This window comes from Streptomyces sp. BPTC-684, assembly GCF_030028635.1.
Lineage (GTDB): Bacteria > Actinomycetota > Actinomycetes > Streptomycetales > Streptomycetaceae > Streptomyces > Streptomyces noboritoensis.
Map to the genome: position 1 here is coordinate 445,083 of NZ_CP124863.1, position 20,153 is coordinate 465,235.

Below are 20,153 nucleotides of genomic sequence, written 5' to 3' on the forward strand. Positions count from 1 at the left end.
TTCGCGTCATCTGATCTTGTAGTCCTCGTGCGGGACCGCGCGCACCCATACTGCCTCGAAGGCGCTTGCACACAGTGTCGCAGCGGCCGGGTCTTCGCTGAACTCCCCTCCGCCGGAGGCGCCATCGCCGGTGAAGTGGTTCCACCGGATGCGCCGGTCGTCGATCAGCCAGAAGTCGTTGCCGGGGAGCGCGATGTCGGATGCACGGCGACGGGGCAACCATCGCACTTGCTCGCCCGCCGCCAGATTGACCGGAGTGCCCGCGTGCTCGAAGCGAATGTAGTCGCTGACCGGTTCGGAGACGATGCGAGCCCGGCGTACGGTCACGCCGCGGGCGACAGTACGGCGGATCAGCTCCACCCATGGCGCCCAGTCCGGCGAACCGGGGTCCATGTCCCGCTCCCCGGTTCTCTTCCAACATGCGAAGTCGGCAGCCTCACCGGCGACCCCGTAGGCATCACGCATCTCCAAGTGGACGGCGGTGCGCTCGGCGCTGTCCAGGAGTTCAGCGAAGCTCGGTACGTTCTGCGGCATCGCACGCCTTCCTCAAGATCGGCACCATGCGGGCCGGGATACGGACGACGGTCTCGTGCTCGGGGATGCCAACCGCGTGCCCAGGCATGTCGAACGCGGCTACGGCCGCTTCGAGTTCCGGCCCGGCCTTCCATCCCTGAATGACCAACTCGCTCTTGGTCTGGTCAACCCACACGGTCGGGCTCTCGCCTGTGCCCGTGTTGGGGTCGATCCCGATGAACCGTAAGGTCATCGCAGCCTCCGACGCTCTAAGTGTGCACGGATGTACACCACTTTCAATGGCAGCAGGTAGCACGTCAAGAACGCACAGTTGTTCACCACACGACGAAAGATAGATATGAACATCAATGCACATTGCTGGAAGTGGTGCGGACCGCGCTCCTAGCTTCATGACCAGCGGCAGCCGCATCGCCCTGGCCATGCGTACGCGCCGCTCAGCCAGTAGCCGACGGCGGAGGAGGCCCCGATGGATGAAGCTGCAGGATCCGACACCCGAGCCAGTGACGAACCGGCGCAGTACCGGCGCTGCGAGATCTGCCACGAGTCAGGCGCCGACGTCGCCACCCGGATGTTCGTCGCCGACTTCGGTGGCGACCACACCAGCTACGCGCACCGCGGCTGCGCCGAGGTGATCACGCCGTGATCGACCAGGCCGCGATAACCCTCACCGACTGGCTCGCCTCAGCCCACAAGGTGCCCGCACAAGCCCGGCGGGAGTTCGACGTGGGCATCGCCCTGCTACCGACTGGCGCGAAGTTCGACGCGCTCCGCCTCCCGGCTCCGATGGTCCACGCGGCCGCCCGCAGCGACGACCCGGACGCCGTCGCCGTGTTCCTCGCCGAGGTCCTCGATGACGGGGCGGTCATCCACGACGCGTACGGGGTCGGCGTCTGGTACTACGCACTGGTCCCGCCGGGCACACATGCTGCCTGGCGGATGCCTGGCGTGGAGTGTCTGCAGCCGGGAACCCGGCTGGGGGTGCCGCGCATCGACCTGACCGCCCGGCCCGGCCCGTACTGGGCACTCCCACCGAGCACGGTGGGCAGCATGTGCTCTGCGCGGGCCGTGGCCGACCCGGTGGCGCTGGGGCAGGCCAGGCTGCGGCAGATGCCGCAGACGGAGCGAACCCTGTGAGCCCCCGCTCGGTGATCCGTTACGCGGAATGGGTGCTCGGCACGGACACGACTCCGGGCGCGTCCGGCCCGATCTACGTGATGGAGTGCACCACGTGCCTCGACACCTCCCCGCCCTCCGACACCGGCGACGGGCCGGAGGACTGGGCGATCCGGCACACCGCCCGGCACCACGACCACGGCGGCTTCCGGGCACTGGTGACCTCGTTCGCCCGGGTGGCCCGGCCCCAGGCAGCCCCTTGCACAAGGAGTCGGCGTCCCGGTGAGTGGCCGCCTGGTGCGGGGCCGAGGCTGCCGGCATGGCAGCTGTGGGCCCTCCGGCAACGCGTCGCCAGACATGTTCAAGGCCCCGTCCGCGGCTCGCGGGCGGGGCCTTGCTGTAGTGCGCGCGGCTCTGTCGTCAGAGACGGTGCATGCGGGTGTAGGGGCTCAGGATGCGGGCGCGGCGGGAGCCGAAGTCGACGAGCATGGCGACTCCGTCCTCGACACCGATGATCCTGCCCAGGCCGAACTGGTCGTGGGAGACCCGGTCGCCCAAGGCGAAGGTCTTGGCCTGCGGGTCGACCGGAGCTTTGAAGGGACTGGTGGGCAGGTGGCGCCTCGGCGCGGACGGCTGCGTCATGGTCTATCCAGTATGCGCCGTCGCGGCCGGTCGCACCGCCTCTCCCCGTCTCGGATTCGACACGATTGGCCCGCGAGCCCCTCGGAACGCCGCCGAAACGCCGATGGAACGCCGACGTATGAACTCGAACGAGTGAACGGCGACGGCTCCGGTGCCACCCCCCACGGGAAGCACCGGAGCCGCCGGTCTCGTACGGGCTAGCGCGCTACGACGTCTGCAGCGGGCGGATCGCCGTCGGCGCGTGCCCCGGCTCCGTCGCCAGCTCCTCGAACTCGTTGATCGCGTCGATCTTGACGCCCATCGAGATGTTGGTGATCCGCTCCAGGATCGCCTCGACGACGACCGGGACCCGGTACTCGGCGGCCAGCTTCTTGGCCTCCTCGAAGGCCGGCAGCAGCTGGTCCGGCTCGGTCACGCGGATCGCCTTGCAGCCGAGGCCCTCGACGACCTTGACGTGGTCGACGCCGTAGACGCCCAGCTCCGGGGAGTTGATGTTCTCGAACTCCAGGTTGACCTGGAAGTTGATGTCCAGGCCGCGCTGGGCCTGGCGGATCAGGCCCAGGTAGGAGTTGTTCACGAGGACGTGGACGTACGGGATGTTGTGCTGCGCACCGACCGCCAGCTCCTCCAGCATGAACTGGAAGTCGTAGTCGCCCGACAGCGCGACGACCGGGGTCTCCGGGTCGGCGGTGGCGACGCCGAGCGCGGCCGGGATGGTCCAGCCGAGCGGGCCCGCCTGGCCGCAGTTGATCCAGTGGCGCGGCCTGTAGACGTGCAGCATCTGCGCGCCGGCGATCTGGGAGAGGCCGATGGTGGTGACGTACCGCGTCTCCGGGCCGAACGCGCGGTTCATCTCCTCGTACACGCGCTGCGGCTTCAGCGGGACGTTGTCGAAGTGCGTACGCCGCTGGAGCCGCGCCTTGCGCTCCTGCGTGGACGCCGCCCAGGCGCTGCGGTCGGGGAGCCTGCCCGCGGCCTTCAGCTCCTTCGCCACCTCGACGAAGAGCGTCAGCGCGGCCTTGGCGTCGGAGGCGATGCCGTAGTCCGGCGCGAAGATCTTGCCGATCTGGGTCGGCTCGACGTCGACGTGGACGAACTTGCGGCCCTTGGTGTAGACGTCCAGCTCGCCGGTGTGGCGGTTGGCCCAGCGGTTGCCGATGCCGAGGACGAAGTCGGACTCCAGGAAGTTCGCGTTGCCGTAGCGGTGCGAGGTCTGCAGGCCGACCATGCCGGCGTTCAGCTCGTGGTCGTCGGCGAGGATGCCCCAGCCCATCAGGGTCGGAATGACCGGAGTGCCCGTCAACTCGGCGAATTCCACGAGCAGTTCGGACGCGTCGGCGTTGATGACGCCGCCGCCCGCGACGATCAGCGGGCGCTCGGACTCCAGGAGGAACCCGATCGCCTTCTCGACCTGGGCGCGGGTCGCCGACGGCTTGTAGACCGGCAGCGGCTCGTACGTGTCCGGGTCGAAGTCGATCTCGGTGAGCTGGACGTCGATCGGCAGGTCGATGAGGACCGGGCCGGGGCGGCCGGAGCGCATCAGGTGGAACGCCTGCTGGAACACGCCGGGGACCTGCGCGGCCTCCAGAACGGTGGTCGCCGCCTTGGTGACCGGCTTCGCGATGCTCGCGATGTCGACCGCCTGGAAGTCCTCCTTGTGGAGCTTGGCGACCGGCGCCTGGCCCGTGATGCAGAGGATCGGGATCGAGTCGGCGATCGCCGAGTACAGCCCGGTGATCATGTCGGTGCCGGCGGGGCCGGACGTACCGATGCAGACGCCGATGTTCCCGGCGTCGGCCCGGGTGTACCCCTCGGCCATGTGGGACGCGCCCTCGACGTGGCGGGCCAGCGTGTGCTTGATGCCACCACCGGCCTTGAGGGCCGCGTAGAAGGGGTTGATCGCCGCGCCCGGCACGCCGAACGCGTTGGTGACGCCTTCGCGCTTGAGGATCTCAACTGCCGCTCGGGCAGCGGTCATACGAGGCATGGAGTGCTCCTGCTTCGGCCTGGCGGATCGGGCTCTGTCGCGCCACCTGAGAGCCTTGATTCCGTAATGCGGAAGTTTAGTTCTGCTATATGGAAGTAACATAGGGGGCGTACGCAGGCGCGTCAAGGGATCCCCGAAGTCGCCTCCCGGGTGGCCGCAGGTGGGGGACGATGGACCGTACGGGCGGCGAGCACGGGGTGGACGACATGGGTATCGACGGAATCGGCGACAGTGCCGGTGGAGTCGGCGGCAGGTACGGCGGGGCGCCAGGACCCGGTGGGTCGGCGGGGCGCGGCGGGGTGACCGGGGGCGGGACCGGCGGCGCCGGATACCCCGGCGGCCCCAGTGGCCCCACGCAACGCACCGGCCCCGGATACCCCAGGGCCGGGCTGGGGCGGGAGACGCTCGCCGTGCGGTGTCCCGTATGTCGGCGTGAGCACCGGTACGCCGCGACCACCTACCCCTGCCCCTGCGGCGCCCCGCTCGCGCCGCCGCTCCAGCGCGGGGGCGCGCCCGAGCCGATCACCCACCGCACCTGGACCGAGGACTGGGTCGTCGTGCGCTGCGACGCGTGCGGGCGGCAGGACCAGTGGCCGCAGCCGGAGCTGGGGTGCTCGTGCGGCGCGGTGCTGCGGATTCCGGTACGGCCGGTCAGCGCGGCACCCGCCCCGCTGCCGGTCCACATCCCGGTTCCGCCGACCGCCGCGCCCCCGCGCCCGGCGTTCCGGCCGGTGACCATCCGTACCGCCCGGGACGCGGTGACCGCGGCGGCGCTCTACCTCAAATGGCTCGGCTTCCGCGACGTCCTGCAGTCCGAGGCGCGCCCCGCCTCCGGGATCGATCTGCGCGGCCCCGGACTGGTCGCCCAGGTCGACCCGACGACCCGCCCGGCGTCGCTGCGCGCGGTGGAGTGCCTGTGGCTGAACGCGCTCAGCAGTTCGTCCACCGGCGTCTACTTCTCACTCGCCGGGTACACCAAGGACGCCCGGGCCCGTGGCGACGAGCTGTCCATCCCGCTGTTCGTGATGGATCTGACGGGTACGCCCCAGCCGGTCAACGACGCGGCGGACGAGCTGGTGGCCACGGGCCCGTGAGCCGGAGGGGGCCGAACACAAAGGCCCCCTCGCCCCGCCCCCTACTCCCCGTACCCCTCCCTCAGCTCCACCTTCCGTACCTTCCCGCTCACCGTCATCGGGAACTCCGCCAGGATCCGCAGCCGCCGCGGCACCTTGTAGTGCGCGAGGCGGTCGCGGCAGAACGACCCGATGTCCTCGACCGTGGGCGGGTCCGCGGGGTCGCGCGGGATCACGCAGGCCAGGATCTCCTCGCCGTACTTCTCGTCGGGCACGCCCACCACCTGGACGTCCGCGACCTTCGGGTGGGCGTAGAGGAACTCCTCGATCTCTCGCGGATAGACGTTCTCGCCGCCCCGGATGATCATGTCCTTGATCCGGCCGACGATCTGTACGTACCCGTCCTCGCGCAGCACCGCCAGATCACCCGTGTGCATCCAGCGCCCCGCGTCGATCGCCTCGGCGGTCCGCTCCGGCTCGTCCCAGTAGCCGAGCATCACGCTGTAGCCGCGGGTGCACAGCTCGCCCGCCTCGCCGCGCGGCAGCGTGACGCCGGTGGCCGGGTCCACCACCTTCACCTCGATGTGCGGCAGCACCCGCCCCACCGTGCCGGTCCTGCGCTCCAGGTCGTCCTCGACGCGCGTCTGGGTGGAGACCGGGGACGTCTCCGTCATGCCGTAGCAGATGGACACCTCGGCCATGTTCATCTCGGCGACGACCCGCTTCATCACCTCGACCGGGCACGGCGACCCCGCCATGATCCCCGTACGCAGCGAGGACAGGTCGTACGAGCCGAAGTCCGGCAGGTTCAGCTCGGCGATGAACATCGTCGGCACCCCGTACAGCGAGGTGCACCGCTCCCGCTCCACCGCCCGCAGCGTCGCCGCCGCGTCGAAGGACGGCGCCGGGATCACCACGCAGGCCCCGTGCGAGGTGGCCGCGAGGTTGCCCATCACCATGCCGAAGCAGTGGTAGAACGGCACCGGCACACAGATCCGGTCCCGCTCGGTGTACGAGATCGACTCGCCCACGAAATAGCCGTTGTTGAGGATGTTGTGGTGGGAGAGCGTCGCCCCCTTGGGGAAGCCGGTGGTCCCCGAGGTGTACTGAATGTTGATCGGGTCGTCGCACGACAACTCGGCCTGTGCGTCGATAAATTGACTGGTCGTCACCATGGCAGCCGCCGCCAGGAGCTCGTCCCAGGACCCGTCCCCGATGTAGTGCACCGCCCGCAGCTCCGGACACTCGGGGCGTGCCTGCTCCGCCAACGCCCGGTAGTCGCTCGTCCGGTGCTTCTGCGAGGCGACCAGGAGCGAGATCCCGGCCTGCTTCAGTACGTACGCGAGCTCGTGCGCCCGGTACGCCGGGTTGATGTTCACCATGACCGCGCCGATCCGGGCCGTGGCGTACTGCACGAGCATCCACTCCGGGCAGTTCACCGCCCAGATGCCGACCCGGTCGCCCTTGCGGACCCCGCTGCCGAGCAGCCCGCGGGCCAGCTCGTCGACGGCCGCGGCGAACTCCGCGTACGTCCAGCGCCGCCCGGACTCCACGTCGACCAGCGCCTCGCGGTCCGGCCAGGCGGCGACCGCCCGGTCCAGGTTGGCCCCGATGGTGTCGCCGAGCAGCGGCGTGCCGCTCGTGCCGTGGGCGTACGAGAGGTCCGTCACCGCAGGTCCCCCTCGTCGTACTCGGCCTTCGAACCCGCCGCCGTGGCCTCGCGCAGCTCGATGCGGCGGATCTTCCCGGAGACCGTCTTGGGCAGCTCGCCGAACTCGATCCGGCGGATGCGCTTGTACGGGGCGAGGACCGCGCGCGAGTGCTCGAACAGCACCTTCGCGGTGTCCGGGCCCGGCTCCCAGCCCGCCGCCAGCACGATGTACGCCTTGGGCACGGCGAGCCGCAGCGGGTCGGGCGCGGGCACGACGGCCGCCTCGGCCACCGCCTCGTGCTCCAGGAGCGCGCTCTCCAGCTCGAACGGCGAGATCTTGTAGTCGGAGGCCTTGAAGACGTCGTCGGCGCGGCCGACATAGGTGATGTAGCCGTCCTCGTCGCGCGATCCGATGTCGCCGGTGCGGTAGTAGCCGCCCGCCATCGACTCGGCCGTACGCTCCGGGTCGCCGTGGTAGCCGGTCATCAGGCCGACCGGCCGGGCCGAGAGGTCGAGGGCGATCTCGCCCTCGGTCGCGCCCGGCTCGCCCGTCACCGGGTCCAGGAGCTCGACCTTGTAGCCGGGGCTGGGCCGGCCCATCGAGCCGGTCTTGAGCAACTGGCCGGGTGTGTTGGCGACTTGGACGGCCGTCTCGGTCTGTCCGAAGCCGTCCCGGATGACCCGGCCCCACGCCCGCCGGACCGTCTCGATGACCTCGGGGTTGAGCGGCTCGCCGGCCGCGACGACCTCGCGGGGCGGGGTCCGCAGCGCACTCAGGTCCGCCTGGATCAGCATCCGCCACACCGTGGGCGGCGCGCAGAAGCTGGTGACGCCCGCCGCGTCCATCGCGGACATGAGCCGGGCCGCGTCGAAACGCGTGTAGTTGTAGATGAAGACGGTCGCCTCGGCGTTCCACGGGGCGAAGAGGTTCGACCAGGCGTGCTTGGCCCAGCCGGGCGAGGAGATGTTCAGATGCACGTCGCCGGGCTTCAGCCCGATCCAGTACATCGTCGCCAAGTGCCCCACGGGGTACGACACATGGGTGTGCTCGACGAGCTTGGGACGGGCCGTGGTGCCGGAGGTGAAGTAGAGCATCAGCGGGTCGTCGGCCAGGGTGACCCCGTCCGGCTCGAACCGCGCGGCCGCCCCGAACGCCCCGTCGAAGTCCAGCCACCCGGGAACGGGGTCGGCACCCTGCGGATTGACGGCGATCCGGGTGTAGTCCCCCGGCACGTCGTCGAACTTGGCCGCGTCCTCGGCCCGCACGATCACGTGCCGGGCGCGCCCGCGCTCGATCCGGTCCCGCAGGTCGGCCGGGCCGAGCAGCGGGGTCGCGGGGATGACGACCGCCCGCAGCTTCATCGCGGCCAGCGCGGTCATCCACAGTTCCCGCTGGTTGCCGAGCATGACGACGACGCGGTCCCCGGCCCGTACCCCTTGGGCGCGCAGCCAGTTGGCGACCTGGTCCGAGCGCAGGGACATCTCGGCGTACGAGAGCGTGATCTCGCGGCCGTCCTCCTCGACGATGTGCAGCGCGGTGGCGCCGTTGCCCTCGGCGATGACGTCGAACCAGTCGAGCGCCCAGTTGAACCGCTCGGGGCGGGGCCAGCTGAACCCCTGACAGGCCGTCGCGTAGTCCTCCCGGTGCTCCAGCAGGAAGTCCCGTGCGGCCCGGAACTCCTCCGTGGCGCCACGTGCGTCCATGTGCCCTCCTCGTTGCCTGGCCACTCTCTACCACCTCGCGGTGCGTGACCAGGCCTCTTTACCCCCGTAGGGGGGTGCGGGGGAAGTCCGCGCGGCGGATTCCCCCGCACCCTGGGGAGGCGTCCGGGACGATCGGCATGACGGTCAACTCCCTTGCCAGCGGCGGCCTCCCGGTTCCTCCGGGCCGCTCACCGGCGTGACCTCAGTCCATCCCATAGGGGTACGCCGACCAAGAGGCAGACGGCGACGACAGCGATCAGTTTTCGTGATCGCTACTGGTCGGAGCGGCAGTTGGGGTCTCACACGCCTTCAGGAGCAGGTCCAGCTCCGCCGGTGGGGTGCGCGCGTGCACGGCGAGGCCGGTCGGCAGGGCCAGGCCCGGCGCGCGGAACGGCAGGAAGGCGACCCGGGAGCTGTGCAGCACGCGCGCGTGGGACGCGTACACCACCGTCCACAAGGGCCTGGCTCCCGTGCCGATCGTGGCGAGCGTGTCCTGGAGCGAGCCGCTCACCGGGCCCGGCAGCGGCTCGAACCCGGCGGCGTGGCAGGCGCCGACCACGAGGTCGACGAGGGCCGGGTTGTTGCGGCGGGCCGTGATGCACAGGCCGAGCGCGGCGAGTTCGCCGACCGCGACGTCCGCCGCGCGGGCCAGCGGATGCGCCGCCGGGACCGCCACGACCAGCGGGTCCTCCCACAGCGGCAGGATCCGTACGCCCGCCTCGGGCGCGGTGGACCGTACGAACGCCGCGTCCAGACGGCCGTCCGCGACCTGCTCCAGACGGTCCCGGGTCGCCGCCGACACCAGCTCGACCGGCGTGTCCGGAGCGAGGGCCGCGAACCGGTCGAGCACCCTGCCGAGGTGGGCCCCGAGGCCCGTACTGGTGCCCAGGCGCAGCCCGGTGCGGCCGCGCACGGCGGCCCGGGCCCGTTCCGCCGCCGCGAGCACCGTGCGCGCCTCGGGCAGCAGCCGCTCCCCGGCACCGGCGAGGCGGACGTGCCGGGGCGAGCGGTCGAAGAGCTCGGCGCCGAGCTCCCGCTCCAGGCGGCGCACCTGCCGGCTCACCGCCGACTGGACGATGTGCAACCTCCCCCAAGCTCTTAAGGAGCAGGGGGGACCCCCATGGCGGCCCGCCCGAAGTGCAGTTCCTCGGCGACGGTGACGAAGTAGCTGAGCTGCCGCAGTTCCATGCGGCGACTCCAGCCAGGGCGGACAGGGCAGCTCGGCGCTAGGGGGCCGTCAAAGTCGGGCGGAACGGGATCAACAGCGCGTCAGGAGACGGCTCGGCAACCCGGACGCGGGCATAGCTTCGACGCGTCGCACACAGACGTCGAGGCGTCGCACAAAGCGACGCCGCATCGCCCGGCTTCGTACTCCCATCAACCGGCTTCGTACTCCACCGGAGGGCACCACCATGGAAAGCCTCACCATCGACGACGCGGACCCCGACGAACGCCGCCCGGCAGCGGCCCTTTACGTGCCGGTTCGGCTCGGCTCTGCCGGAGGACAGCAGTTGCGCTTCTCGCGCACCCCGCTCGGCGTAAGGACCGCCGTCGGCTTCACCAGTCCCGAGCGGCTGTGCGCGGTGCTCGGGCGCGACCAGAGCTGGATCCGGCTCGCCGAGCCCGCGCTGCGGTCGCTGGCGGAGCCGCTCGGCGTGACCGCGGTGACGGTCGACCCGCAGCTCGCGGCCCCGGCCCCGGTCACCGTACGCGCCGAGCCCGTCGGGCAGCCGTGCGCGCGCCGGGCCGGGTGGGACCCGGACATGGTCGGCGTGCTGCGCGTGACGGGCGCGGCGGCGGCCGTCTGGACCGCCGTCACCGCGATCCACGCGTTCGTGGACTGAGAGACGTGGACCGAGAGACTGAGAGAGGGAATCCCCGTATGACAACCGAACCCGACTCCCTCGTACGGGAGTTGAGCTCCCCCTCGGTGTGGCCGGACTCCGCCGTGAACGCGCCCGGCGGCGATGTGTCGCTCGCCGGGGTGTCCCTCGCCGAGCTGGCCGAACGGCACGGCACGCCCGTGTACGTACTCGACGAGACCGAGGTGCGGTCCCGGGCGCGCGCCTGGCGTCAGGCGCTGCCGGACGCCGAGGTCGTCTACGCGGCGAAGGCCTTCGTGTGCCGGGCCGTGGTCGACTGGATGGCCGAGGAGGGCCTCGGGCTCGACGTCTGCTCGGCGGGCGAACTGGAGCTCGCCGCGACCCGCGGCTTCCCGCCCGAGCGCGTCGTGCTGCACGGCAACGCCAAGTCCCCGCGGGACCTGCGCACGGCCCTGCGCCTCGGCGTGGGCCGGATCGTCATCGACTCTGACTGCGAGATCGCCCGGATCGCGACCCAAGTCCCCAAGGGCGCGACCCAGAAGGTCCTGGTCCGGGTGCTGCCGGGCATCGAGGCGGGCGCGCACCGGAAGGTCCGGACGGGCGCGGAGGGCCAGAAGTTCGGCCTGTCGATCGCGGGCGGCGACGCGGAGGACGCCGTCGTCCGCGTCCTGGGCCAGCCCGGTCTCGAACTCGCCGGTCTGCACTGCCACCTGGGCTCCCAGATCGCGTCGACCGAGCCGTACGGGGAGGCGGTGCGCAGGGTGGTGGCGTTCCTGGCCCGCATCCGCGACCGGCACGACGTGACCCTCCCGGAGCTGGACCTCGGCGGCGGCTTCGCGGCGGCCTACCTGCCGGGCGATCCGGCGCCGTCCCCGGCGGCGTACGGACGCCGGATCGGAGAGGAACTGGCGGCCACCTGCGCCGAGTTCAGCTATCCCCCGCCCCGGCTCACGGTGGAGCCGGGCCGCTCGATCATGGCTCCGGCCGGGGTGGCGCTGTACCGCGTCCTGTCGGTGAAGCGCACCGGCGCGCAGGTGTTCGTCGCGGTCGACGGCGGGATGAGCGACAACCCGCGCCCGGCGCTGTACGGGGCCAGGTACACGGTCCGCATGGTCGGCCGTACGACGGCGGCGCCGATGCGCGCCACGACGGTGGTCGGGCGGCACTGCGAGGCGGGCGACATCCTGGCGGAGGACGTCGAGCTGCCGGAGGACGTACGCCCCGGGGACGTCCTCGCCGTACCGGCGTCCGGGGCGTACCAGGTCTCGATGGCGTCCGGCTACAACATGACGGGCCGACCGCCGGTGGTCGCGGTCGCCGGGGGCCGGTCGCGGCTGCTGCTGCGACGGGAGACGTTCGAGGACCAGCGGGCGCGGGATGTGGGGGTGTGACGGCTTCCTGGCGCGTTGAGGTCAGCGGATGACGTCCCCGAACCGGACGTCGTACGAGGTGGCCGAGGTCATCTCGGCGAGCAGCCGCTCGCCTTCGGCGGCCACCTCGTCGCGCCGGGCCCGGCCGAGGGACCCGAACGGCTGAACGGTGAGGACGGCGTGCTCCTTCCCTTCCTCCAGGCGCCACAACCCGGCGAGGAAGCCGTCCACGAGGAGGGTGCAGAAGGCCTGGCTGCCCTTCCAGGTGCGGCCCCAGTGCTCGGCCGGGATCACCCGCGTACGGTCGGCGTGCGACAGCAGCAGGTTGTCGAACTCGGGCAGGAAGCGCGGCGGGGCCGGGGTGTCCTCGTCGGGGCGGGGCGCGTCGGGCAGGTCGAAGAGCTCGACCCCGTTCTCGTCACGGAAGGTGACGAGAACGGGCCGCAGCCGCTCGAAGACCTCACCCAGCCGGGTCAGTCCCGCCCAGGTCTGCATGTCCTTGACCGAGGCGGGCCCGAACGCGGCGAGATAGCGCAGCACGGTGTCGTCGGGCGCCGGGACCGGCCCCGGCGCCCGCCCCAGCCAGTGCTCGGCGGTGGTCAGCGCCACCCGCCCGCTGCGCCCCCACAGCCCGCGCGGCGTGACCTGCACGAGCGGCAGCCCGCAGCGCGCGGCGAGGGAGAGCGCGAAGGGGGTCGCGTCGGGCCACTGCTCGCTGAGCACGTCCCGGATCTCCTTCATGGTGTACGGCCGCTCCTCCACCAGCCCACGGACGGTCTCGGCGAGCCGCTCCAGGTCCACGCCCTCCAGCTGCCCCCGGAACTGCTTGAGCTCGCGGTCCCGGGCCGCCTGGACGAGCGGGCGCAGGGTGAGGACGTCGTCGGCGGTGTGGAGGTGGATGGTGGACCGCAGGGTCACGATCCGTACGAGCTCACGCGCCTCGATGAGCGCGGAGAGCTGCTCGGGCCGGAACCCGGCGAGCCGGGCCCACAGCGCGAAGTACGGCGGCTTCACGTTCTGTGCCTGCAACCCGACGAGGTGCGCGACGGCGTCCCGCGGGCTGAGCGCATCGGTCCGGCGCAGCAGGTGCTGACGGTCGAGGGTGGCGCGGTTGAGGGCGCGGGGGGTGAGGAGGGGGGCGGGGCGTGTCGTGTGCGGGGGCATGAGGGCACGGTAGTGGGGATGTAGGACAGGTTCTGGCCGCGGTGGGGGGCGGTGGGGGGCTTTCGCGGCGGGATGCCGCCGTGGTGTTCGGCGGGCGGCGTCTGGTGTCCGGCGGACGGCAGTCGGCGGGCGGTCGGAGATCGGCGCTCGGAGGTCGGAGGTGGGAGGTAGACGCTCGGCGTCCGCCAAAGATCCGGACGGCGTCCGGATCTTTGGCGGACGCCGAGCCTGTGCCGAGCCTGCGCCATTTGAGCCGTATATCCTGCACCGAGACCAGGCGGGCACACTCCGGCACACCCCGGCCCGCCGCGGAACACCGCCGGAGGCGGTCGCGCGCGGGAGGTGGAGCCATGACCGAGCGAGGAGAGCGAGGGGCCGGCCCGGGCCTGGTGACGCCGTGACGGAGCGGGGATCCACTCCGGGCCTGGTGGTCGGCGCCATGACCGAGCGCGGAGCCGCTCCAGGCCAGGTGACGCCGTGACCGAGCGAGGAGGGCGTTCCGGCCAGTCTCCGCCGCCCTCGAAGAAGCACTCGTGGCGGCGCCAGCTCGCCCCGCCGCCGAACCCGCCCGCGTCCACGCCCCCCGCGGTCGCCGCACCGGCCTCCCCCGGGCCCGTACGCCACGACCACCGCAGTGTCGTGGAGTCCGCGCTGTACCGGGACGGCCGCCGCGTCTCGTCCCCCGACACGCTGGCGGAGACCTTCCGCCGGCTGCGCGAGACGCCCGACGGTATGGCGTGGATCGGCCTGCACCGCCCGTCGGAGGCCGAACTGCTGTCGCTGGCCGAGGAGTTCGACCTCCACCCGCTCGCGGTGGAGGACGCCCTGGAGGCCCACCAGCGCCCGAAGCTCGAACGGTACGGCGAGACCCTTTTCGTCGTCCTGCGCGCGGCCCGCTATCTGGACGCCCCGGAGGAGGTCGACTTCGGCGAGCTACACGTCTTCATCGGCCGCGACTTCCTCATCACCGTCCGCCACGGCGCCGCCCCCGACCTGTCGGCGGTGCGCCGCCGCATGGAGGAGACACCGGAGCTGCTGGCCCTGGGCCCGGAGGCGGTGCTGTACGCGATCCTGGACGCGGTGGTGGACGGCTACGTACCCGTGGTTTCCGGCGTCCAGAACGACATCGACGAGATCGAGACGGAAGTCTTCCGCGGCGACCCCGAGGTGTCCCGCCGCATCTACGAACTCTCCCGGGAAATCGTCGAGTTCCAGCGCGCCACCCGCCCCCTGGTCGGCATGCTGCACGGCCTGATGGCGGGCTTCGCCAAGTACGGCACGGACGAGGAACTCCAACGCTACCTCCGCGACGTAGCCGACCACGTCACCCACACCAGCGAACGCGTGGACGGCTTCCGCCAGGCCCTCACGGAGATCCTCACGGTCAACGCGACACTGGTCACCCAGCAACAGAACGCGGAGATGCGGGCGTTGGCGGAGGCGGGCTTCGAACAGAACGAGGAGATCAAGAAGATCTCGTCTTGGGCGGCCATTTTGTTTGCTCCCACGTTGGTGGGAACGATCTACGGCATGAACTTCGAGAACATGCCGGAGCTGAAGTGGGTGGCTGGATACCCCTTCGCGATCCTGCTGATGGCGGGGGTGTGCGTGAGTCTGTACTTCATCTTCAAGCGTCGGGACTGGCTTTGATGGGCAGTGGGCAGCGTGGCGTTCTCGTGGTGACCGGATTGGTGCTCGCGGGGTGCGCCGGGGTGTTCTCGGTGCTGAGCTGGGACCGCGCGGATCAGGTCGCGGGGGTCGTCTCCGCGCTGGTGGGGATCGCGGGCCTTGGTGCGGCCGCGTGGGCGGCTCTGGCGGGGGCTGGAGGTCGTACCGTCGGCGTCTCCGGTACCGGCGCGGCCACGGCCCGTGGCGGAGGCAGCGCCAATACGGGCCTGATCGGCGTTCCGGGGTCGGGCTCCACGGAGATCGGCCAGACTGGGGACGCGCACGCCGAGGGTGGCGGCAGTCGGGCGAACACCGGGTTCGAGCAGCCGTAGCGCACCGCCCGCGAGCGGCGGGGTCCGGGCGGAGGGCATACGGATGGCAGGGCGGGAGCGGCTGTCGGCGCGGAGCACCGGTCAGGCGCGGGCCGAGGGCCCCGTCGCGCTGTCGAACTCCGGGGTGATCAATGGGAACGTGACGGTCGCGGAGACGGCGCCGCCGCGCGTCCCGCACTCGGGCTATCTGCTGCAGGTGGAAGCCATCGCTGCGGCTCAACTGTGCGGGCGGGAGAGCGAGTTGGCTGCCATGGCCCAGTTCTGCGCAGAGCAGGGCACCGCGCCTGGTCCTGCCTCGGAGCCCACCCCGAGCCCGTTCCGCACCGCGCCGGGCACCGCCTCAGGCACCACCTCGGGCACCACCTCAGGCACCGCGCCGGACACCGCCTCAGGCACCACCTTGGGCACCACCTCAGACACCGCGCCGGACACCGCCTCAGGGACCACCTCAGGCACCGCCACAGGCACCACCTCGCGCACCGCGCCGCACACCACCTCAGGCACCACCTCGGCCCCAGCCCCGGAGCCCGCCCCAAGCCCCCCTTCGTGCCCCATCGCCGCCACGTACTGGCGCTGGCTGGCCCCCGCCTGGGCCGGGAAGTCGGCGGTCATGGCGCACTTCGTCCTCCATCCGCCCCCGGACGTCGACGTCGTCGCGTTCTTCGTCACCTCCCGGCTGGCGCGGCAGAACGACCGGCGGGCGTTCTGCGAAGTCGTTCAGCGGCAGCTGTACGCGCTGCTGGGTGAGGAAGAGCCGCTGGCGACGGACTGCACGCGCGAGGAGCAGCTGCTCCTCGCACTCGACCGGGCGGCGGAATCCTGCGCGCGGCGGCAGCGGCGGCTGGTCCTGGTCGTCGACGGGTTGGACGAGGACCGCGGGGTGACCTCGGGGGCGGACAGCCACAGCATCGGCGCGCTGCTGCCCCGCCGCCCCCCGCACGGTATGCGCGTCCTGGTGGCCGGGCGCCCCCATCCGCCCGTGCCCGACGACGTGCCTTCGGACCATCCCCTGCGGGACAGCGCCATCGACCACCCGCTGGCCCCGTCGCCCCACGCACAGGCCGTACGGCTCGACGCCGAGCGCGATCTGCTCCGGCTCCTGGAAGGGGGCGGGGCGGGCCGGGATCTGGTGGGGCTGATCGCCGCCGCCGGGGGCGGCCTCAGCGCGGCCGACCTCGCCCGCCTAACCGGCAGTCGGCCCCGGCTGGTCGAGCGCGAGCTGACCGCCGTCAGCGGCCGGAGCTTCCGGACCCGGGCTCCCCACTGGGCCCGGGGCGCAGCGGCTTATCTGCTGGCGCACGAGGAGATCCAGCGGAGCGCTCTGGCCCTGCTCACCGACGGTGAGCAGGCCTGCTTCCGGGGCCGCTTGCACGCCTGGGCGGAGGAGTACCGGGACTCCGGGTGGCCGGCCGGCACTCCCGAGTACCTGCTGCGGGGCTACGTCCAGCTCCTGGTCGAACAGCGGGACACCGCCCGGCTGACCGCGCTGGCCCGCGACCCGGCCCGCCACGAACGCCTGTGGCGCGTCAGCGGCTCCGACCTGGAGGCCCTCACCGAGATCGCGCTCGCCTTCGACCTGCTGCTGCTCGACGGCGCCGGGCCCGACGGGCCGGACGTCGACGCGGCAGTCCTGCTGGCAGTCCGCCGGGACGCGCTCCACGACCGCATGGACCACCTTCCCTCCTCGCTGATCGCCCTGTGGGCACGGCTCGGGCACGTCGACCGCGCCGTCAACCTCGCCAGGGCGCAGGGCCCCGTCAGCAGGGACGTGGCTCTCGCCGAGGTCGCCGGAGCGCTGGCCGCGACCGGTCGTACGGAGTCGGCGATCTCGTCGGCGGTCGAGCTGGCGAGGAGCAACCCCAGCGACTACCTGCGGGACGAGGCGCTGAAGCGGATCGTGCGCGAGCTGGTCTCGGCGGGGCACCACGACCGGGCCGCCGAACTCGCCCGTACCGTCGGGGCAGCGGACGAGCGGGCCAAGGCGCTGGCCACCGTCGCCACGGGCCTGGCGGGGGCGGGCCGGCACGGCCGCGCCGTCGCCCTCGCGCGGCAGGCCCAGGAGATCGCGTCCACGATCCCGTTGCGTACGCGCGCCGAAGTGCTCGGCGCCGTCGGGGCGGCGCTGGCCTCGGCCGGACTTCCGCAGGAGGCGGACGAGTCGGTCCGGCGGGCGACCCGTTTCGCACGCTACTGGACGGCGCACGAGCAGGCCCAGACCCTGGCCGCCGTCGCCTCGGCGCTGGCCACGGCGGGCCACCGCGCCCGGGCGGCCGAAGTCGCCCGGGAGGCGGTCGACTTCACCCGCACCCTCACCGACCCGGTCCAGCGCGGCTGGGCCACGCCCGCCGTCGCCAGGGCGCTGGCCGAGGCCGCGCTGCCGGAAGAGTCCATCGGCCTCGCCCTCGGCATCGACGACGAGGACGACCGTGAGGAACTGCTCGCGGACCTCGCCGGTGTGCTGGCCCGCGAAGGGCACCAGGAGCGGGCCGTGGAAGTGGCCGGTGGCCTCGTCGACCCGTACGAGCGGACCCGGGCGTTCACCTGCGTCAGCGAGGCTGCCGTCGACCCGGGCTGCCGGGGCCGGGCCGCCGAAGCCGCCCGCGAGGCCGCCGAGCTCGTCACCGATCCCGTCCTGCGGGTCCGGGCCCTCGCCTTCGTCGCGAACGCCCTGGCCGCCGCCGGGCTCCACGCCGAGGCGACCGAAGCCGCGCACCTGGTCACCGATCTCGCCCGCGGCGGGCTCGAACCTCCCGTACGCGTAACGGTCCTGGCAGCGCTCGCCGAGGCGCTGGCGGCGGGCGAGCCCGATCAGGCGGCGGGGCTCGCCCGGCGGGCCGTCGGCCGTACCCGCCACGGCAGCGCCCTCGGGCGGGCGCGTGACCTGGCCGCCGTCGGCAAGGCGTTCCTCGCCGTGGGCCGGGAGCGGCACGCGACCGACGCCTTCCGGCAGGCCACCGCCGTCGCCCTCCACCTCGTCCACCCGAGCGAGCGATGCGAGGCGCTGTGCGATGTCGCCACGGCCTGGGCCAAGGCGGGCCGCCCCGGGCGGGCGATGGCGCTCACGCGTCGGGCCCGCGAGCTCGCCGACGCCAAGGACAGCCCCCACCACCGGGCATGGGGGCTCGCTTCGGTGGCAAGGGTGCTGGCCCTGGCGGGCCGGTACGACGAGTCCGTCGACCTGGCCCACGCCCTCACCGACGCCCACGCGGCCGACGAGACGCTCTCGGCGATCGGCAAAGCGCTGGCCGAGGCGGGCCGGTTCGCCCGCGTCGAGGAACTCGCGGACGACATCGAAGAACCCGTCGAGTACGAGCGGACGCTGGGCTACGCTGCCGGAGCGCTGGCCGTGGCCGGGCGCCACGATCGCGCCCTCGCGCTCCTCGACGGACTCACGGATCCCGTCATGCGCGACATCGCGCTGCCCGCCGTCGCGGGTGCCCTGGCCGCGGCGGGGCAGCCGGTCCGGGCCGTCGAACTGGCCGGAACCATCCGTGCCGAGGACCGCCGCGGCCTGGCCCTCGCCGCCGTGGCGCAGACGCTCGGCCCCACCGCGCAGGCCCGCCGGCACCTCGTCGAGGCGCTGCGGCTGACCCGGTGGGACAGGGTCCTGGAGGCCCTGCGCCGCGTCGCCCCGCGGAATCTGGCGGTGCTGGCGGCCCTGGCCGTACGCACGGGAGCCGACTACAGCGCCGAGGATCGCGTCAGGCCGCGTCGTGAACAGGCCGGTCCACCGACGCGCTCCTGTTCGCCGGTGGCTCCGGCGGACGCGCCCGGTCAAGCAGCGGCCCCGTCATCAGCGTCGTGGCCACCGCCATCAGCACCATCGCCGTGAACAGGCGCGTGTCGATGACGCCCAGGCCCAGGCCCACGTTGAGGATGACCAGTTCGGTCAGGCCGCGGGCGTTCAGGAGTACGCCCAGGGCCGTCGCCTCGCGGGGAGCCGCTCCGGTGAGGCGGGCCGCGCCGAACGCGCCGGTGAACTTGCCCACGCAGGCCGCCGCCAGGACCGCCGCCGTCATGGCCAGGCCGCGGCCGCCGAGGCCGGAGACGTCCACGGACATGCCGGTGACCGTGAAGAAGACGGGCAGGAGCAGCAGGCTGGTCTGCTCGATGCGTTCGGGGACCTGCGGGGCCGTCTCGTCGATCCGGGCGCGCGGGACCACCGCGCCGAACGCGAACGCGCCGAAGACCGCGTGCAGGCCGATCTCGTCGGTCGCGACGGCGGTCAGCAGGACGCCGACCACGAGGACGGCGTGGGTGAGCGCGGTGCCGCCCGCCCACGGTCTGGCCGGGGCGAGGAGCCAGCCGAGGCCCGGGCGTACGAGCAGGACGAGCGCGGCGAGCAGCAGCGCCGACTCCAGCGCCATCCGGGCCAGCGGCCACGGTCCGCTCGCGCGGACCACGACGACCACGGCCGCCAGGATGCACCACGCCAGGAAGTCCTGGACGGCCGCGCAGGCGAGCGATATGGACCCCAACGGGTCCTTGTACAGGCCTCGTTCGGCCAAAATGCGGGCCAGGACCGGGAAGGCGGTGATGGACATCGCCGCACCGAGGAAGAGCGCCGGGCCCAGCGGGCCGTCCGTCTTCAGCTCGGACTTGCTCAGCCAGGGGTAGAGCCCGTACGCGAGCCCCGCGCCCAGCGCGAACGGCAGCGCCACCGAGCTCAGCGAGACCGCCGCCACCTGCCGTTTCGCGGTGGGCGTGCGCAGATGCCCGATGTCGAACTGGTAGCCCACGCCGAACATGAAGAGCACCAGGCCCAGTTGGGACAGGAGCTGGAGGTAGGGCAGCGTGGCGGGTGGGACAAGCCGGGTCTCCAGCTCGCCCGGGAAGAGGGAGAGGAGGCTCGGGCCCAGCAGGATGCCGCCGACGATCTCGCCCATCACGGCGGGCTGCCGCACGCGCTGCGCCAGCCGGGCCAGTACGAAGGCCACCGTGAGGATGACGGCGAGGGCGAGGAGGAACCGTCCGGTGGGGGGCGCGGTGGATCCGGCGAGTAGGAGATGCGTCTGCACGTCGGCTCACTCCTGTCGGGCCGCAGGGTGTCGCGCCGTTCTACCGGGCTTTCAGGGAAAAGCACAACTCCCGT

16 protein-coding genes and 1 pseudogene are annotated in these 20,153 nt (G+C 72.4%); 7 read left to right on the forward strand and 10 right to left on the reverse strand.

All coding sequences use genetic code 11. The features are described 5' to 3' along the window. Positions 1-6: 6 nt before the first annotated feature. Both QIY60_RS02045 and QIY60_RS02050 read right to left on the reverse strand, forming a co-directional pair. Positions 7-534: a DUF6879 family protein gene (locus QIY60_RS02045; protein ID WP_283140822.1), complete on the reverse strand. Its 528-nt coding sequence runs from the start codon at positions 532-534 to the stop codon at positions 7-9. Beyond that, positions 506-766, reverse strand: coding sequence for a hypothetical protein (locus tag QIY60_RS02050; RefSeq protein ID WP_283140823.1), 261 nt, complete (start codon positions 764-766; stop codon positions 506-508). The genes QIY60_RS02045 and QIY60_RS02050 overlap by 29 nt, the downstream gene beginning before the upstream one ends. A 234-nt stretch (positions 767-1,000) precedes the next feature. Here QIY60_RS02050 and QIY60_RS02055 point away from each other — a divergent pair, with 234 nt between their 5' ends. Then, the gene (locus QIY60_RS02055) at positions 1,001-1,177 is read left to right on the forward strand and encodes a hypothetical protein (protein WP_283140824.1); all 177 of its coding nucleotides are present in this window, start codon (positions 1,001-1,003) and stop codon (positions 1,175-1,177) included. Continuing rightward, positions 1,174-1,668, forward strand: a complete 495-nt coding sequence (locus QIY60_RS02060) for a hypothetical protein (protein WP_283140825.1) — start codon at positions 1,174-1,176, stop codon at positions 1,666-1,668. Before QIY60_RS02055 ends, QIY60_RS02060 begins: the two co-directional genes overlap by 4 nt. 399 nt (positions 1,669-2,067) lie before the next feature. Here the strand turns inward: QIY60_RS02060 and QIY60_RS02065 are convergent, their stop codons facing one another. Next, positions 2,068-2,289 carry a hypothetical protein gene (locus QIY60_RS02065; protein WP_283140826.1) on the reverse strand — a complete coding sequence of 74 codons (222 nt, stop codon included), beginning with the start codon at positions 2,287-2,289 and terminating at the stop codon, positions 2,068-2,070. A gap of 205 nt (positions 2,290-2,494) precedes the next feature. Continuing rightward, positions 2,495-4,276, reverse strand: a complete 1,782-nt coding sequence (gcl, locus tag QIY60_RS02070; RefSeq protein WP_283140827.1) for a glyoxylate carboligase — start codon at positions 4,274-4,276, stop codon at positions 2,495-2,497. 389 nt (positions 4,277-4,665) lie between these two features. On the opposite strand from gcl, the gene QIY60_RS02075 reads away from it, so the two are divergent. Further along, a complete protein-coding gene (locus tag QIY60_RS02075) occupies positions 4,666-5,370 on the forward strand; it encodes a hypothetical protein (RefSeq protein ID WP_283145794.1) in 705 nt (234 codons plus the stop codon). Positions 5,371-5,411: 41 nt separating this feature from the next. On the opposite strand, the gene QIY60_RS02080 is transcribed toward QIY60_RS02075, so the two are convergent. From QIY60_RS02080 to QIY60_RS02090, 3 genes and pseudogenes are all read right to left on the reverse strand, one after another. Next, positions 5,412-7,019 (reverse strand): AMP-binding protein, encoded by a 1,608-nt coding sequence (locus QIY60_RS02080; protein WP_283140828.1) that lies wholly within the window; start codon positions 7,017-7,019, stop codon positions 5,412-5,414. Next, positions 7,016-8,704, reverse strand: a complete 1,689-nt coding sequence (locus tag QIY60_RS02085) for an AMP-binding protein (protein ID WP_283140829.1) — start codon at positions 8,702-8,704, stop codon at positions 7,016-7,018. Before QIY60_RS02085 ends, QIY60_RS02080 begins: the two co-directional genes overlap by 4 nt. 256 nt (positions 8,705-8,960) lie before the next feature. Further along, a pseudogene (locus QIY60_RS02090) lies at positions 8,961-9,892 on the reverse strand (LysR family transcriptional regulator). Positions 9,893-10,116: 224 nt separating this feature from the next. On the opposite strand from QIY60_RS02090, the gene QIY60_RS02095 reads away from it, so the two are divergent. Together QIY60_RS02095 and lysA are read left to right on the forward strand one after the other, a co-directional pair. Beyond that, a complete protein-coding gene (locus QIY60_RS02095) occupies positions 10,117-10,548 on the forward strand; it encodes an SAV_915 family protein (protein ID WP_283140830.1) in 432 nt (143 codons plus the stop codon). 38 nt (positions 10,549-10,586) lie between these two features. Next, positions 10,587-11,918 (forward strand): diaminopimelate decarboxylase, encoded by a 1,332-nt coding sequence (gene lysA, locus QIY60_RS02100; RefSeq protein WP_283140831.1) that lies wholly within the window; start codon positions 10,587-10,589, stop codon positions 11,916-11,918. A 21-nt stretch (positions 11,919-11,939) separates the two neighbouring features. On the opposite strand, the gene QIY60_RS02105 is transcribed toward lysA, so the two are convergent. After that, a complete protein-coding gene (locus QIY60_RS02105) occupies positions 11,940-13,061 on the reverse strand; it encodes a winged helix DNA-binding domain-containing protein (protein WP_283140832.1) in 1,122 nt (373 codons plus the stop codon). 477 nt (positions 13,062-13,538) lie between these two features. On the opposite strand from QIY60_RS02105, the gene QIY60_RS02110 reads away from it, so the two are divergent. Both QIY60_RS02110 and QIY60_RS02115 read left to right on the forward strand, forming a co-directional pair. After that, on the forward strand, positions 13,539-14,711 hold the full coding sequence (locus tag QIY60_RS02110) for a magnesium and cobalt transport protein CorA (RefSeq protein ID WP_283140833.1): 1,173 nt from the start codon (positions 13,539-13,541) through the stop codon (positions 14,709-14,711). A 29-nt stretch (positions 14,712-14,740) separates the two neighbouring features. Further along, on the forward strand, positions 14,741-15,061 hold the full coding sequence (locus QIY60_RS02115; RefSeq protein WP_283140834.1) for a hypothetical protein: 321 nt from the start codon (positions 14,741-14,743) through the stop codon (positions 15,059-15,061). A 216-nt stretch (positions 15,062-15,277) separates the two neighbouring features. Here QIY60_RS02115 and QIY60_RS02120 read toward each other — a convergent pair whose 3' ends face one another. Together QIY60_RS02120 and QIY60_RS02125 are read right to left on the reverse strand one after the other, a co-directional pair. After that, on the reverse strand, positions 15,278-15,673 hold the full coding sequence (locus QIY60_RS02120; protein ID WP_283140835.1) for a hypothetical protein: 396 nt from the start codon (positions 15,671-15,673) through the stop codon (positions 15,278-15,280). 3,089 nt (positions 15,674-18,762) lie between these two features. Continuing rightward, positions 18,763-20,079: a cation:proton antiporter gene (locus QIY60_RS02125; RefSeq protein ID WP_283140836.1), complete on the reverse strand. Its 1,317-nt coding sequence runs from the start codon at positions 20,077-20,079 to the stop codon at positions 18,763-18,765. Between the last annotated feature and the right edge of the window lie 74 nt (positions 20,080-20,153).

Coding starts and splice junctions, on each gene's coding strand:
- QIY60_RS02105 (WP_283140832.1), bottom strand. CDS start 13,061: ATGCCCCCGCACACGACACGCCCCGCCCCCCTCCTCACCCCCCGCGCC.
- lysA (WP_283140831.1), top strand. CDS start 10,587: ATGACAACCGAACCCGACTCCCTCGTACGGGAGTTGAGCTCCCCCTCG.
- QIY60_RS02065 (WP_283140826.1), bottom strand. CDS start 2,289: ATGACGCAGCCGTCCGCGCCGAGGCGCCACCTGCCCACCAGTCCCTTC.
- QIY60_RS02085 (WP_283140829.1), bottom strand. CDS start 8,704: ATGGACGCACGTGGCGCCACGGAGGAGTTCCGGGCCGCACGGGACTTC.
- QIY60_RS02050 (WP_283140823.1), bottom strand. CDS start 766: ATGACCTTACGGTTCATCGGGATCGACCCCAACACGGGCACAGGCGAG.
- QIY60_RS02045 (WP_283140822.1), bottom strand. CDS start 534: ATGCCGCAGAACGTACCGAGCTTCGCTGAACTCCTGGACAGCGCCGAG.
- QIY60_RS02095 (WP_283140830.1), top strand. CDS start 10,117: ATGGAAAGCCTCACCATCGACGACGCGGACCCCGACGAACGCCGCCCG.
- QIY60_RS02055 (WP_283140824.1), top strand. CDS start 1,001: ATGGATGAAGCTGCAGGATCCGACACCCGAGCCAGTGACGAACCGGCG.
- QIY60_RS02120 (WP_283140835.1), bottom strand. CDS start 15,673: ATGACCGCCGACTTCCCGGCCCAGGCGGGGGCCAGCCAGCGCCAGTAC.
- gcl (WP_283140827.1), bottom strand. CDS start 4,276: ATGCCTCGTATGACCGCTGCCCGAGCGGCAGTTGAGATCCTCAAGCGC.